Annotated in this window: 10 protein-coding genes; 6 read left to right on the forward strand and 4 right to left on the reverse strand. The window is 67.1% G+C overall.

Annotated elements, in window-relative coordinates; genetic code table 11:
- Window positions 1–20: 20 nt before the first annotated feature.
- From ACWKWX_RS31295 to gcl, 3 genes are all read right to left on the reverse strand, one after another.
- On the reverse strand, window positions 21–911 hold the full coding sequence (locus tag ACWKWX_RS31295) for a 2-hydroxy-3-oxopropionate reductase (RefSeq protein ID WP_483829798.1): 891 nt from the start codon (window positions 909–911) through the stop codon (window positions 21–23).
- Window positions 912–1021: 110 nt separating this feature from the next.
- Entirely contained in the window at window positions 1022–1804 is a 783-nt protein-coding gene (hyi, locus tag ACWKWX_RS31300) for a hydroxypyruvate isomerase (protein WP_416425956.1), read from the reverse strand.
- An 18-nt stretch (window positions 1805–1822) separates the two neighbouring features.
- Window positions 1823–3598 carry a glyoxylate carboligase gene (gcl, locus tag ACWKWX_RS31305; protein ID WP_416425954.1) on the reverse strand — a complete coding sequence of 592 codons (1776 nt, stop codon included), beginning with the start codon at window positions 3596–3598 and terminating at the stop codon, window positions 1823–1825.
- A 213-nt stretch (window positions 3599–3811) separates the two neighbouring features.
- On the opposite strand from gcl, the gene ACWKWX_RS31310 reads away from it, so the two are divergent.
- Entirely contained in the window at window positions 3812–4252 is a 441-nt protein-coding gene (locus ACWKWX_RS31310; protein WP_416425953.1) for a GlcG/HbpS family heme-binding protein, read from the forward strand.
- Window positions 4253–4328: 76 nt separating this feature from the next.
- On the opposite strand, the gene ACWKWX_RS31315 is transcribed toward ACWKWX_RS31310, so the two are convergent.
- Window positions 4329–4937 (reverse strand): TetR/AcrR family transcriptional regulator, encoded by a 609-nt coding sequence (locus ACWKWX_RS31315; RefSeq protein ID WP_483829799.1) that lies wholly within the window; start codon window positions 4935–4937, stop codon window positions 4329–4331.
- Between the two features lie 210 nt (window positions 4938–5147).
- Here ACWKWX_RS31315 and ACWKWX_RS31320 point away from each other — a divergent pair, with 210 nt between their 5' ends.
- From ACWKWX_RS31320 to ACWKWX_RS31340, 5 genes are read left to right on the forward strand one after another with little or no spacing between them, the layout of a single operon-like run.
- Window positions 5148–6269, forward strand: a complete 1122-nt coding sequence (locus ACWKWX_RS31320) for an efflux RND transporter periplasmic adaptor subunit (protein WP_483829800.1) — start codon at window positions 5148–5150, stop codon at window positions 6267–6269.
- Window positions 6266–9340, forward strand: a complete 3075-nt coding sequence (locus tag ACWKWX_RS31325) for an efflux RND transporter permease subunit (protein WP_483829801.1) — start codon at window positions 6266–6268, stop codon at window positions 9338–9340. The genes ACWKWX_RS31320 and ACWKWX_RS31325 overlap by 4 nt, the downstream gene beginning before the upstream one ends.
- On the forward strand, window positions 9337–12456 hold the full coding sequence (locus tag ACWKWX_RS31330) for an efflux RND transporter permease subunit (RefSeq protein ID WP_483829802.1): 3120 nt from the start codon (window positions 9337–9339) through the stop codon (window positions 12454–12456). Before ACWKWX_RS31325 ends, ACWKWX_RS31330 begins: the two co-directional genes overlap by 4 nt.
- Complete coding sequence (locus ACWKWX_RS31335) at window positions 12457–13884, forward strand: efflux transporter outer membrane subunit (protein ID WP_483829803.1); 1428 nt, start codon at window positions 12457–12459, stop codon at window positions 13882–13884.
- 55 nt (window positions 13885–13939) lie between these two features.
- Complete coding sequence (locus tag ACWKWX_RS31340; protein ID WP_483829804.1) at window positions 13940–14836, forward strand: DUF808 domain-containing protein; 897 nt, start codon at window positions 13940–13942, stop codon at window positions 14834–14836.
- Window positions 14837–14923 lie beyond the last annotated feature (87 nt).

Genomic DNA, 14923 nt, shown 5'->3' on the forward strand with positions numbered 1-14923 from the left:
CCCACAGGTCCTGCGATGTATCAGTTGTCGCGGATGCTGAAGTTGGCCATGTGTTCCAGGCCCTTGATCAGCGCCGAGTGGTCCCAGTTGCTGCCGCCCAGGGAGGCGCAGGTGCTGAACACCTGTTGCGCGTTGGCGGTGTTGGGCAGGTTCACGCCCAGCTCGCGGGCGCCTTGCAGGGCCAGGTTGAGGTCTTTCTGGTGCAGGCTGATGCGGAAGCCGGGGTCGAAGGTGCCCTTGATCATGCGCTCGCCGTGCACTTCGAGGATCTTCGACGAGGCGAAGCCGCCCATCAGTGCTTCACGCACCTTGGCCGGGTCGGCGCCGTTCTTCGCCGCGAACAGCAGCGCTTCGGCCACGGCCTGGATGTTCAGGGCGACGATGATCTGGTTGGCCACCTTGGCGGTCTGGCCGTCGCCGTTGCCGCCGACGCGGGTGATGTTCTTGCCCATGCTCTGGAACAGCGGCAGGGCGCGGTCGAAGGCGTCCTGGTCGCCGCCGACCATGATGCTCAGGGTGGCGGCCTTGGCGCCTACTTCACCACCGGACACAGGTGCGTCCAGGTACTGCGCGCCACGGGCGTTGACCTTGGCGGCGAAGGCCTTGGTGGCGGTGGGCGAGATGGAGCTCATGTCGATGACGATCTTGTTGCGGCTCAGGCCCTCGGCGATGCCCTGCTCGCGGAACAGCACGTCCTCGACCTGCGGGGTGTCGGGCACCATGACGATGATGAATTCCGCTTCCTGGGCCACGTCGCGCGGGTTGGCCAGGGCCACGGCGCCGGCGGCGACAAGGTCGGTGGGCGCGGCGTCGTGGTGGGTGGAGAGGAACAGTTGGTGACCTGCTTGCTGCAGGTTCTGCGCCATGGGCAGGCCCATGATGCCGGTGCCGATGAATCCGATTTTTGCCATGGTATGAAGCCTCTTAATTATTTTTGTGAATGCGGCACTGTGGGAGCTGGCTTGCCAGCGAGCTTCTGGGGCCTCTGAAAAGCTCGCTGGCAAGCCAGCTCCCACAGGCGTCAGACGGCGTTATGCGTTTTGAGCCAATGCAGGCCAGCCTCGGTGGTGGTCAGCGGCTTGTACTCGCAGCCCACCCAGCCCTGGTAGCCGATCTTGTCCAGGTGCTCGAACAGGAAGCGGTAGTTGATCTCGCCGGTGCCCGGTTCGTGGCGGCCGGGGTTGTCGGCCAGTTGCACGTGGTTGATGCGCGGCAGGTGCGCTTGCAGCGTGCGCGCCAGGTCACCTTCCATGATTTGCATGTGGTAGATGTCGTACTGCAGGAACAGGTTGGCGCTGCCCACCTCGGCCTGGATCGCCAGCGCCTGGTCGGTGGTGGTCAGGTAGAAGCCAGGAATGTCGAGGGTGTTGATCATCTCCATCACCAGGCGAATGCCCGCGGCCTGCAGCTTGTCGGCGGCGTACTGCAGGTTGGCGACGAAGGTGGCCTTCACCGTGGCGCAGTCCACGCCCTGGGGGCGGATGCCGGCCAGGCAGTTGATCTGGGTGTTGCCCAGCACCTGGGCGTAGGCGATGGCCAGGTCCACGCCGGCACGGAATTCCTCGACGCGGTCAGGGTGGCAGGCAATGCCACGCTCGCCCTTGGCCCAGTCACCGGCCGGCAGGTTGAACAGCACCTGGGTCAGGCCGTGGGCCTGCAGTTGCGCCTTGATCTCGGCGGAGTTGAAGTCGTACGGGAACAGGTATTCCACGCCACTGAAACCGGCATCGGCAGCGGCCTTGAAGCGGGCGAGGAAGTCCTGTTCGGTGAACAGCATCGACAGGTTGGCGGCAAAACGCGGCATGAAAGCCTCCTTGAAAAATCAGTCGAGCAGCGAGATGGCGGTAGGGGCGTCGTTGCCGACCAGCGCCAGGTCTTCGAATTCGTTGACGGCGTTGATCTCGGTGCCCATGGAAATGTTGGTCACCCGTTCCAGGATGATTTCCACCACCACCGGCACCTTGAACTCCTCGATCAGCGCCTGGGCCTTGCGCAGCGCCGGCTGGATCTGTGCCGGTTCGAACACGCGCAGGGCCTTGCAGCCCAGGCCTTCGGCGACGGCCACGTGGTCGACGCCGTAGCCGTTGATTTCCGGGGCGTTGATGTTCTCGAACGCCAGCTGCACGCAGTAGTCCATGTCGAAGCCGCGCTGGGCCTGGCGGATCAGCCCCAGGTAGGAGTTGTTCACCACCACGTGGATGTACGGCAGGTGGAACTGCGCGCCCACGGCCAGCTCTTCGATCATGAACTGGAAGTCGTAGTCACCCGACAGCGCCACCACCTTGCGGCTCGGGTCGGCCTTGACCACGCCCAGGGCTGCGGGAATGGTCCAGCCCAGCGGGCCTGCCTGGCCGCAGTTGATCCAGTGGCGTGGCTTGTACACGTGGAGGAACTGCGCGCCGGCGATCTGCGACAGGCCGATGGTGCTGACGTAGCAGGTGTCCTTGCCGAACACCTGGTTCATTTCCTCGTACACGCGCTGGGGCTTGACCGGCACGTTGTCGAAGTGGGTCTTGCGCTGCAGGCTGGCCTTGCGCTGCTGGCAGTCGGCGAGCCAGGCGCTGCGGTCCTTCAACTTGCCAGCGGCTTTCCATTCGCGGGCCACTTCCAGGAAGCGGTCCAGGGCTGCGCCTGCGTCAGAGACGATGCCCAGGTCAGGGGTGAACACGCGGCCGATCTGAGTGGGTTCGATGTCCACGTGAATGAAGCGGCGGCCTTCGGTGTACACGTCCACCGAGCCGGTGTGGCGGTTGGCCCAGCGGTTGCCGATGCCCAGCACCACGTCGGACTTGAGCAGGGTGGCGTTGCCGTAGCGGTGCGAGGTCTGCAGGCCGACCATGCCGACCATCTGCGGGTGGTCGTCAGGGATGGTGCCCCAGCCCATCAGGGTGGGGATGACCGGGATGCCGGTCAGCTCGGCGAACTCCACCAGCTTGGCGCTGGCGTCGGCGTTGATCACGCCGCCACCGCTTACCAGCAGCGGGCGTTCGGCCTGGTCGAGCATGGCCAGGGCCTTCTCTACCTGGGTGCGGCTGGCGGTGGGGCGGGTCACGGGCAGCGGCTCGTAGGCGTCGATGTCGAACTCGATCTCGGCCATCTGCACGTCGAACGGCAGGTCGATCAGCACCGGGCCAGGGCGGCCGGAGCGCATTTCATAGAAGGCTTTCTGGAAGGCGTAGGGCACCTGGCCCGGTTCCAGCACGGTGGTGGCCCACTTGGTCACCGGCTTGACGATGCTGGTGATGTCCACGGCCTGGAAGTCTTCCTTGTGCAGGCGGGCGCGGGGCGCCTGGCCGGTGATGCACAGGATGGGAATGGAGTCGGCCGAGGCGCTGTACAGGCCGGTGACCATGTCGGTGCCCGCCGGGCCCGAGGTGCCGATGCACACGCCGATGTTGCCGGCCTTGGTGCGGGTGTAGCCCTCGGCCATGTGCGAGGCGCCTTCGACGTGGCGGGCCAGCACGTGGTCGATGCCGCCGACCTTCTTGAGGGCCGAGTACAGCGGGTTGATGGCGGCACCGGGAATGCCGAAGGCGGTTTCCACACCTTCGCGGCGCATCACCAGAACGGCTGCATCGATTGCTCTCATTTTGCTCATGGTTTTGTGCCTCTTTGTGTTTTGTAATTGTATACAAGTGGCTTGTTGGCCGAGTTTATTCACGGCACCGGCTTCAGGTCAAACCCTTTTCGCTTTTGCCGAGGGATGGCGTTTGCAGGCCATTGGTCGGGAATATTTGCGATATTGTATACAATAAATTTTGTATTTGTGCTCTATTTGTCGTGTCGATTTTTCATTCAAGAGGATCTACCGATGACTGCCATTACCTTGGCTGCTGCCAATCGTCTCGCCGAACACGCCCTGGCCACGGGGCGCGACATCAAGGCCGCGCCGCTTACCGTGGCGGTGCTGGACAGCGGCGGGCACCTGGTGAGCCTGCAACGCCAGGACGGCGCCAGCCTGCTGCGGCCCCACGTGGCTATTGGCAAGGCGTGGGGCGCCATCGCCCTGGGCAAGGGCTCGCGCCTGCTGGCGACGGACGCGCAGGCACGCCCGGCGTTTTTCGCGGCGTTGAACGGGCTGGGGCAGGGCGGCGTGGTGCCGGCGCCGGGTGGGGTGCTGATTCGTGATCAGCAGGGCGTGGTGATAGGCGCGGTGGGAATCAGCGGGGATGTGTCCGATGTGGACGAGCGCTGTGCGATCAGCGCGATCGAGGCGTTGGGCTGGAGCGCTGATGCGGGTGTGAGCGCATAAATTTGTGGGAGCTGGCTTGCCAGCGAGTTTTCCGGGGCGCCAAAAGCTCGCTGGCAAGCCAGCTCCCACAGGGCCTTTATGCGTCGGGCGTGCAGCCCTTCAGCACCATGCGAATGATCGTTTGCGCCGCCGCCTCGTAATCGCTCTCGTCCAACCGCGCCTTGCCGGTGACCACGGCGATCTGCCAGTCGAAATCGGCGTAGGTCTGGGTCGCCGCCCAGATGCTGAACATCAGGTGGTGCGCATCGACGTGGGCGATCTGCCCGCGGTCGATCCAGGTCTGGATGCAGTCGATGTTGTGCTTGGCCTGCACGTTCAGCTGTTCCACCTGGTCGGGGCTCAGGTGCGGGGCGCCGTGCATGATCTCGCTGGCGAACACCTTGGACGCCGCCGGCAGGTCGCGGGAGATGCGAATCTTGGAACGGATGTAGCCGCTGAGCACCTCGAACGGGTCGCCTTCGGGGTTGAACGGCGTCGAAGCCGCCAGGATCGGCTCGATAATGCTTTCCAGCACCTCGCGGTACAGGTTTTCCTTGGACTTGAAGTAGTAATAGACGTTGGGCTTGGGCAGCCCGGCCTTGGCCGCGATGTCGCTGGTCTTGGTGGCGGCGAAGCCCTTGTCGGCAAATTCTTCGCTGGCCGCGCGCAGGATCAGTTCTTTGTTGCGCTCGCGAATGGTGGTCATAAAGCCGATGATTCCTTGCCTGCTGGGCGGTGCGGCATGGTAGCACCGTGCTCGCGCGGGGCTCAACTTGGGGCGGGCGACGGGCGGCCTGTCGGCTACCTGAATGGAGGGCGGGTTGGGCCAGTGGCGGTGGGGGCCGCTGCTAGAATTTTTCAGGAAGACAGGCTAGTGGCCATTATCACTGGCCCGTGACACCCGAGGTGTTCGCCCGTGCCCAAGCGTCGTCGTGGTCTGGTCATTTTTGCCGGCATCGTGCTGGTGCTGCTGGCCTGCTGGCTGGTCTACCACCTGCTGGCCGGCCGGGCCAAGCCCAAGCCTCCGCCCGCCGCCGAGCCGGTGGCCGTGGTGCCGGTGAAACAGCAGGACGTGCCGGTGTACATCGACGCCCTGGGCACGGTGACCCCCACCCGCACCGTCACCGTGGTCACCCAGGTGGCCGGCGTGCTCACCGAGGTGCCGTTCCAGGAAGGCCAGCACGTGAAAAAAGGCCAGGTGGTGGCGCGCATCGACGACCGTGCGCTGAAGGCGCAGCTGGCCCAGGCCCGCGGTGTGCTGCTGCACGACCAGGCGCTACTGGCCAACGACCAGCGCGACCTGGTGCGTTTCGGCCAGCTGATCAAGGTGGGCTCGGTCAGCCAGCAGACCCTCGACACCCAGCGCTCGCTGGTGCAGCAACAGCAGGGCACCGTGGCCGCCGACCAGGGCAGCGTGCAGAACCTTGAAGTGCAGGTCAGCTATTGCACCCTTTATTCACCGGTGGACGGCGTGGTCGGCTTGCGCCTGGTGGACCCCGGCAACTACGTGAACCCGCAGACCAGCACCGGCATCGCCGTGATCACCCAACTGCAGCCCGCCACCGTGGTGTTCGCCGTGCCTGAGGACGACCTGGGCCCCATCGACCAGGCCATGGCCAAGGGCCCGGTGACGGTGCTGGCCTACGACCGCAACAAGCACGACCTGCTGGCCACCGGCAACCTGCTGGCGCTGGACAACCAGGTGGACACCAGCACCGGCACGGTGAAGGTCAAGGCGCAGTTCAGCGACCCGGCCAGCCACCTGTTTCCCAACCAGTTCGTCAACGCCCGGCTACAGGCCGACCGCCTGGCGCAGATCGCCGTGGTGCCGACCCAGGCCATCCAGCACGGCAGCCAGGGCGATTTCGTGTTCGTGGTCAACGGCGACAAGGCGGCGCTGCGGGTGGTCAAGCTGGGCCCGGCCACCGGTGATGTCACCGCCATCCTCGACCAGGGCGTGAAGCCTGGCGAGCAGGTGGTGACCGAGGGCGCCGACAAGCTGGACAACGGTTCGTCGGTCAAGGTCGCCACGCCATGAATGTCTCGCGGCCGTTCATCGAGCGGCCGGTGGCCACCGCACTGATCATGGTCGCGGTGCTGCTGGTGGGCCTGCTGGGCTACCACCTGCTGTCGGTGTCGGCGCTGCCCGAGGTCGACTACCCCACCATCCAGGCGTTCACCCAGTACCCCGGCGCCAGCCCCGAGGTGATCAGCTCGTCGATCACCGCGCCGCTGGAGCGCCAGTTCGGCGAGATGCCCGGGCTCAAGTCGATGAACTCCACCAGCTCCGACGGCGCCTCGGTGATCACCCTGCAGTTCGACCTGGCGCTGTCCCTGGACGTGGCCGAGCAGGAGGTGCAGGCGGCCATCAACGCCGCCGGCACCTTCCTGCCGGCCAACCTGCCGTACCCGCCGGTGTACAGCAAGGTCAACCCGGCCGACGCGCCGGTGCTGACCCTGTCGCTGACCTCCGACGTGCTGCCGCTGACCAAAATCCAGGACCTGGCCGACACCCGCCTGGCGCAGAAAATCTCGCAGATCACCGGTGTCGGCCTGGTGACCCTCAGCGGTGGCCAGCGCCCCGCCGTGCGGGTGCAGGCCAATACCTCGGCGCTGAACGCGCTGGGGCTGTCGCTGGATGATGTGCGCACGGCCCTGGGCACCGCCAACGTCAACCAGGCCAAGGGCAACATCGACGGCAAATTCCAGGCCTATTCCATCGGCGCCAACGACCAGTTGCAGTCGGCCGAGCAGTACCGCGACCTGATCATCGGCTACAAGAACGGCGCGCCGATTCGCCTGGCGCAGATCGCCGCGTCCATCCAGGGCCCGGAGAACCCGCGCCAGGCCGCCTGGACCAACGCCACGCCGTCGATCGTGCTGAACATCCAGCGCCAGCCCGGCGCCAACGTCATCCAGGTGGTGGACCGCGTGCAGCGCCTGCTGCCGGCCTTGCGCGCGAGCCTGCCGGGCACCCTCAAGGTGGCCGTGCTCACCGACCGCACCCAGACCATCCGCGCCTCGGTCACCGACGTGCAGCTGGAGTTGGGGGTGGCGATCCTGCTGGTGGTGATCGTTATCTTTGTCTTCCTGCGCGACCTGGCCGCCACGCTGATCCCGGCGCTCACCGTGCCGCTGACCCTGATCGGCACCCTGGCCGTGGCCTACGCCCTGGGCTTTTCCCTGAACAACCTGACGTTGATGGCGCTGACCATCGCCATCGGCTTCGTGGTCGACGACGCCATCGTCATGATCGAGAACATCACCCGCTACATCGAGGACGGCGAGACGCCCCTGCAGGCCGCGCTCAAGGGCTCGGCGCAGATCGGCTTCACCATCATCTCGCTGTCGGTGGCGCTGATCGCGGTGATGATCCCGCTGCTGTTCATGGGCGACGTGGTGGGGCGGCTGTTCCGCGAGTTCGCCACCACGGTGGCGGTGACCATCGTGATTTCCGCGCTGATCACCCTGACCCTCACGCCCATGCTGTGCGCGCGCCTGCTCAAGGCGCGCCAGGGCGAGCGCCGCGAGGACTTCTTCGACCGCATCAACCACTACTACGTGAAAGGCCTGGACTGGGTGCTGCTGCACCAGGCGCTGACGCTGGTGTCCATCGTCATCACCGCGCTGCTGACGGTGTGGCTGATCCTGGTGATTCCCAAGGGCTTCTTCCCCGACCAGGACACCGGCCTGATCCAGGGCATTTCCCAGGCCGCGCCCAGCGTGTCCTTCGCGCGCATGCAGGACGAGCAGCAGCGCCTGGCCGCGCGCATCCTCAAGGACCCGGCGGTGGCCAGCCTGTCGTCGTTCGTGGGCATCGACCAGACCAACCCGACGCTGAACCAGGGCAACCTGCTGATCAACCTCAAGCCGCGCGGCGAGCGTGACAGCAGCGCGGTGGTGATCCGCCGCCTGGCCGACGCCAACAGCGACGAGTCGGGCATCCGCCTGTACCTGCACGGGGTGCAGGACCTGACCCTGGACTCCACCGTCTCCACCACCAGCTACCGCCTCGGGCTGCAGGCCATCGACACCCAGGCGCTGGAGCAATGGACCAACAAGCTGATGGCGGCCATGCGCAAGGACCCGATGTTCGCCGACGTGCAGAGCCAGGCCCTGCAGTTCGGCAACCAGATCCAGCTGACCTTCGACCGCGCCACCGCCTCGCGCCTGGGCGTGACGCCCCAGGCCATCGACGACGTGCTGTACGACGCCTTCGGCCAGCGCCAGGTGTCGACCATCTACACCCAGCTCAACCAGTACCACGTGGTGCTGGCCAGCGACCGCCAGCCCGGTAACCTCGCCGACCTGCTCACCGGGCTGTACGTGGACACCGCCAGCGGCGGCGTGGCGCCGCTGTCGAGCATGGCCAGCCAGCAGGTGATACGCGCGCCCATCACCCTCAACCGCCAGGGCCAGTTCCCCTACGCCGACGTCTCGTTCAACCTGGCGCCGGGGCAGACCCTGGGCGCGGCGGTCACGCGGCTGGGGCAGATCGAGCATGACCTGGGCCTGCCGATCACCGTGCAGGCCCAGCTCGAAGGCGCCGCGGCCACCTTCCAGTCGTCCCTGGGCAACCAGCTGTTCCTGGTGCTGGCGGCCATCGTGGTGGTGTACCTGATGCTGGGCATTCTCTACGAGAGCTTCGTGCACCCGGTGACCATCCTCTCCACGCTGCTGTCGGCGGCGCTCGGCGCCTTGCTGGCGCTGTGGCTGACCGGCACGCAGTTCGACATCATCGGCCTGATCGGCATCGTGCTGCTGATTGGCATCGTCATGAAGAACGGCATCATGATGGTCGACTTCGCCCTGGAGCTGCAGCGCAACGAGGGCCTGGACCCCACCGCGGCGATCCGCCAGGCGGCGCAACTGCGCTTCCGGCCCATCCTGATGACCAGCATGGCCTCGCTGTTCGGCGCCGTGCCGCTGGCCCTGGGCACTGGCATCGGCTCGGAGCTGCGCCACCCGCTGGGCATCGCCATCATTGGCGGGCTGCTGCTGAGCCAACTGCTGACGCTGTTCTCGACGCCGGTGATCTTCCTTGCCATGAACGGCCTGGAGCAGCGCCTGGGCGCTGGCCAGCCGAGCGCTGAAGCGCCCGCGCCATGAACCTCTCGGCGCCGTTCATCCAGCGCCCCATCGCCACCACGCTGCTGGCGCTGGGGCTGGCGCTGTTCGGCATCCTGGCGTTCAACCTGCTGCCGGTGGCGCCGCTGCCCGAGGTGGATTTTCCCACCATCAGCGTGCGCGCCAGCCTGCCCGGCGCCGACCCCAGCACCGTCGCCACCTCGGTGGCGACGCCGCTGGAGCGCCAGTTCGGGCAGATATCGGGCATCACCCAGATGACCTCGTCGAGCACCCTGGGCGCCACCCGCATCAACCTGCAGTTCGACCTCAACCGCGACATCGACGGCGCCGCCCGCGACGTGCAGGCGGCCATCAACGCCGCACGCACCAACCTGCCCAGCGACCTGTCGGGCAACCCCACCTACCGCAAGGTCAACCCGGCCGATTCGCCGATCCTGATCATCAGCATGACCTCGGCCACCGCCACCCCGGGGCAGATGTACGACGTCGCCTCCACGGTGCTGCAACAGCGCCTGCTGCAGACCTCGGGGGTGGGCGACGTGATCGTTGGCGGCGGCGCGCTGCCGGCGGTGCGCATCGAGCTCAACCCCGACCGCCTCAATCACTATGGGGTGAGCCTTGAGCAGGTGCGCGGGGTGATCGCCGACGCCAACACCAACCTGCCCAAGGGCACCATCAGCAGCAGCGGCGGCAACTACACCCTGGCCGCCAACGACATGCTCTACCAGGCCGGCGACTATGCGCCGCTGATCGTCAAGCAGAGCAACGGCGACGTGGTGCACATCGCCGACCTGGGCTACGTGCGCGAGGACGTCGAGGACCTGCGCAACTTCGGCCTGTCCAACGGCAAGCCGGCGGTGCTGCTGGTGGTGTTCAAGCAGCCGGGCGCCAACGTGCTCAATACGGTGGACGCGGTGAAGGCCGCGCTGCCGTTGCTGCAGGCCTCGCTGACCAACGGCATCAAGCTCAACCTGTTCATGGACCGCACCACCACCATCCGCTCGTCGCTGCACGACGTGGAGGTCAGCCTGCTGATTTCGGTGCTGCTGGTGACCCTGGTGACCTTCTGTTTCTTCCGCGACTGGCGCAGCACCCTGGTGCCGGCCATCGCCGTGCCGCTGTCGCTGCTGGGCACCTTCGGCGCCATGTATTTCCTGGGCTACAGCCTCAACAACCTGTCGCTGATGGCGCTGACCATTTCCACCGGCTTCGTGGTCGACGACGCCATCGTCGTGGTGGAGAACATCATGCGCCACCTGGAGCAGGGCGCCGACCGCGTGCAGGCGGCGCTGGAGGGCGCGCGCGAGGTGGGCTTCACGGTGCTGACCATCAGCGTGTCGCTGGTGGCGGTGTTCATCCCGCTGCTGCTGATGGGCGGCATTGTCGGGCGGCTGTTCCGCGAGTTCTCCGTGACCCTGTCGGTGGCCATCGTGATTTCCATGCTGGTCTCGCTCACCGTCACCCCCAGCCTGTGCAGCGTGCTGCTGCGCCCGCAGCACGCGGGTGGCGAGCAGGCGGGCGAGCACCCGGACTCGCGTTTCCATCGCTTCTACGACCGCACCCTGGGCTGGGTCATCGACCATTCGCTGCTGGCCGGGCTGGTGACGCTGATGGTGGTGGCGCTGGCGGCGGTGCTCTACGTGCTGATCCCCAAGGGCTTCTTCCCCCAGGAAGACACCGGGCGCCTGCAGGGCTCGATACTGGCGGCGCAGAGCGTGTCCTACGCGGCCATGCAGCAGAGCTTCGAGCGCATCAACCGCACGGTGATGAGCAACCCCAACGTGGAAAACGTCGGTGGCTTCGTGGGCGGCAGTGGCGGCGGCAGCGGCGCCATCAACAGCGCGCAGCTGTTCATCACCCTCAAGCCGCTGGGCCAGCGCAGCGTGGGCGCCGACGCGGTGATCGGGCAGATCCGCCACGCCCTGGGCGACATGCCCGGCACACGCCTGTACCTGCAATCGGCCCAGGACATCACCGTGGGCGGCCGCCAGAGCGGCGCGCAGTACCAGTACACGCTGACCGCCGATGACCAGGCCGACCTGGACCTGTGGGTGCCCAAGGTGCTGGACGTGCTGCGGCCGCTGGCGCAGCTCACCGACCTCAACACCGACCAGCAGGACAACAGCCTGCTGGCCAACCTGCACGTCAACCGCGACAGCGCCGCGCGCCTGGGCGTGAGCCTGTCGGCGGTGGACCAGACCCTGTACGACGCGTTCGGCCAGCGCCAGGTGTCGACCATCTACCGCGCGGCCAACCAGTACCACGTGGTCATGGAGATCGCGCCGCCGTACTGGCGCGACCCCATGGCGCTGAAGGGCATCTACGTGCCGGTGGGCGCGGTGGCCTCCACCGCCCGCGGCGGCGCGGCGCCGAGTATCGCCAGTTCGGCGCTGGTGCCGCTGGCGGCCATGGCCGACTACAGCATCGACCGCACCGCCATCTCCATCAGCCACCAGGGCACGTTCCCGGCGGTGACCGTGTCGTTCAACCTGGCGCCGGGCACCTCCATCGGCCAGGCCACGGTGCTGGTGGACAACGCCGTGGCGCAGCTGCGCATGCCCGCCAGCGTCACCGGCCAGTTCGCCGGCACCGCCCAGGTATTCCAGGCCTCGGTGGCCAGCGAGCCGCTGCTGATTGCCGCCGCGCTGCTGTCGGTGTACATCGTGCTGGGCGTACTCTATGAAAACCTGGTGCACCCGCTGACCATCCTCTCCACGCTGCCGTCGGCCGGGGTGGGCGCGCTGATCGCGCTGCTGGTGACCGGCACCGAGCTGTCGATCATCGCCCTGGTGGGGGTGATCCTGCTGATCGGCATCGTCAAGAAGAACGCCATCATGATGATCGACTTCGCCCTCAGCGAGCGTCGCGCCCAGGGGCTGGACGCCCGCGAGGCCATCCGCCGGGCGTGCCTGATCCGCTTCCGGCCGATCATGATGACCACCCTGGCGGCCATTCTCGGCGCCTTGCCGCTGGTGCTGGGCCATGGCTACGGCTCCGAGCTGCGGCGGCCGCTGGGCATCTCGATCATCGGCGGGCTGCTGTTCAGCCAGGTGCTGACGCTGTACACCACGCCCGTCATCTACCTGTGGCTCGACCGGGCCTCGGCGCGCGTGCGCCGGCACGGCAAGGAGACTTGAATGCGCATGCTCATTGTCACGGCGTTGGTGGCGCTCCTGGCCGGTTGCATGGTCGGGCCCGACTACCAGCGCCCGCAGCAGCCGCTGCCCCAGGGCTTCAAGGAAGGCGCGGCGTTCGAGCGGGCGGCGGCCAACCCCCAGGGGGCGCTGCACAGCCAGTGGTGGCTGGACTACCGCGACCCGGTGCTCAATAAGCTGATAGACCAGGCGGCGGCTGCCAACCAGTCGATCATCGCCGCCGAGGCCGCCTACCGCCTGGCCGACGCCCAGGTGGCGGCCAGCCGCGCCAGCCTGTGGCCGACGGTGGGGGTGGGCTTGTCCGGGACACGGGGCGTGGGCGGCAGCGGTTCCACCGGTAGCACCACCACGGGCACGACCACCGCCAGCACCGGCGTGGTGCAGTCGGTCAGCGCCACCCTGACCGCCAGCTGGACCCCGGACCTGTGGGGCGAGGTGCGCCGCGGCATCGAGTCGAGCAACGCCCTGGCGCAATCCTCCGACGCGCTGCTGGCCGGGGTGCGGTTGTCCATCGCCGCCAGCGTGGCCACCGACTATTTTGCCGTGCGCCAGTTGGACATCGACGTCCGCCTGCTGCAGCAGCAACAGCGCATCGACCAGCAGTTGCAGGACATGACCCAGGCCGAGTTCGTCCAGGGCACCGCCACCAACGACCAGCTGCTGGTGGCCCAGGACCAGCTGACCACAGTGGTGGCCGCGTTGCAGACGTCCCAGCGCTCGCGGGAGCAGTATGAACACGCGCTGGCGGTGTTGGTGGGGCAGGCGCCGGCGCAGTTCAGCATGGCGCCGCTGAGCGACTATTCATTCGGGGTGCTGCGACCGCCACTGACGCTGCCGTCGACCCTGCTGCAACGGCGCCCCGACGTGGTTTCGGCCGAGCGCACGGCGGCCGCCGCCAACGCGCGCATTGGCGTGGCCGAGGCGGCCTTCTACCCCAACCTTACACTAAGCGCCGAAGGCGGCTACCGCGGCAGCGCCCTGGGCGGGCTGTTCTCGCTGCCCAACCGGGTGTGGTTGCTGGGCCCGGCGCTGGCCGAGACGATCTTCGACGGCGGCGCCCGCCGTGCGGCGGTCAACGAGGCCCAGGCCAGCTACGACCAGGACGCCGCCAATTACCGCGGCGCGGTGCTGACGGCGCTGCAGAACGTGGAAGACAACCTGTCTGCGCTCAACCACCTGCAACAGCAGGCCGACGCCTACCAGCAGATCTTCCAGCGCAACCAGCAGCTGTTCGGCAGCCAGCAGGCCCAGCAGCAGGCCGGCACCGTCAGCCGGCAGAACGTGCTGACCCAGCAGCTGGTGCTGCTGCAGGCCGAGCAGACCCTGCGCGACACCCAGGGCCAGCTGGGGCAGGGCAGCGTGGCGTTGATCCAGAGCCTGGGCGGCGGCTGGCAGGGCGGTGGGCAGTAGGCGGGCGACAAGGTATGCTCGCGGCCAACGAACATGAAACATGGGAATGATTCTTATGGCAGGAAGCAGTCTGCTGGTGTTGCTGGACGATATCGCCGCGGTGCTCGACGACGTGTCGGTGATGACCAAGGTCGCCGCCAAGAAGACCACCGGCGTGCTCGGCGATGACCTGGCACTGAACGCCCAACAGGTCACCGGCGTGCGCGCCGAGCGCGAGCTGCCGGTGGTGTGGGCGGTGGCCAAGGGCTCGCTGCGCAACAAGGTCATCCTGGTGCCGGCGGCTTTGGCCATCAGCGCCTTCGCGCCGTGGGCGGTGACCCCGCTGTTGATGGTGGGCGGCGCGTACCTGTGCTTCGAGGGCTTCGAGAAAGTCGCCCATCCTTTGCTCCACGGCAAAGGTGAGGACCAAGCCGAACACGCGGCGTTGAGCGCGGCAGCGGCCGACCCGGCCGTTGACCTGGTGGCTTACGAGCAAGAGAAGATCCAGGGCGCGGTGCGCACCGACTTCATCCTGTCGGCGGAAATCATCGCCATCACCCTGGGCATCGTCGCCGACGCGCCGCTGAGCCAGCAGGTGATCGTGATGAGCGGCATCGCCTTCGTCATGACGGTGGGGGTGTACGGGCTGGTGGGGGCCATCGTCAAGCTGGACGACCTGGGGCTGTGGATGACCCAGCGCCAGGGCGGTGTGACCCGCGCGGTGGGCGGCGCCATTTTGCGCGCGGCGCCGTACATGATGAAGACGCTGTCGGTAGTGGGCACGGCGGCGATGTTCCTGGTGGGCGGGGGGATTCTGGTGCATGGCATTGCGCCGTTGCATCACTGGGTGGAAAGCGTGGGTGGCAGCGTGACCATGGCCTTGCTCAATGGTGGGCTGGGTGTGGTGGCGGGTGCGCTGGTGTTGGGTGTAGTCAGTGTGTTGGGTAAGGTGTGGGGCGCCTTGCGGCGCTGACGCAGCCTTTGGCAGCTGCTACATCCTGTGGGAGCTGGCTTGCCAGCGAGCTGTTGGGGCCATAAAAGCTCGCTGGCAAGCCAGCTC

It is taken from the genome of Pseudomonas imperatae, from assembly GCF_057128625.1.

Coding starts and splice junctions, on each gene's coding strand:
- ACWKWX_RS31295 (WP_483829798.1), bottom strand. CDS start 911: ATGGCAAAAATCGGATTCATCGGCACCGGCATCATGGGCCTGCCCATG.
- ACWKWX_RS31335 (WP_483829803.1), top strand. CDS start 12,457: ATGCGCATGCTCATTGTCACGGCGTTGGTGGCGCTCCTGGCCGGTTGC.
- hyi (WP_416425956.1), bottom strand. CDS start 1,804: ATGCCGCGTTTTGCCGCCAACCTGTCGATGCTGTTCACCGAACAGGAC.
- ACWKWX_RS31330 (WP_483829802.1), top strand. CDS start 9,337: ATGAACCTCTCGGCGCCGTTCATCCAGCGCCCCATCGCCACCACGCTG.
- ACWKWX_RS31340 (WP_483829804.1), top strand. CDS start 13,940: ATGGCAGGAAGCAGTCTGCTGGTGTTGCTGGACGATATCGCCGCGGTG.
- ACWKWX_RS31310 (WP_416425953.1), top strand. CDS start 3,812: ATGACTGCCATTACCTTGGCTGCTGCCAATCGTCTCGCCGAACACGCC.
- ACWKWX_RS31315 (WP_483829799.1), bottom strand. CDS start 4,937: ATGACCACCATTCGCGAGCGCAACAAAGAACTGATCCTGCGCGCGGCC.
- gcl (WP_416425954.1), bottom strand. CDS start 3,598: ATGAGCAAAATGAGAGCAATCGATGCAGCCGTTCTGGTGATGCGCCGC.
- ACWKWX_RS31325 (WP_483829801.1), top strand. CDS start 6,266: ATGAATGTCTCGCGGCCGTTCATCGAGCGGCCGGTGGCCACCGCACTG.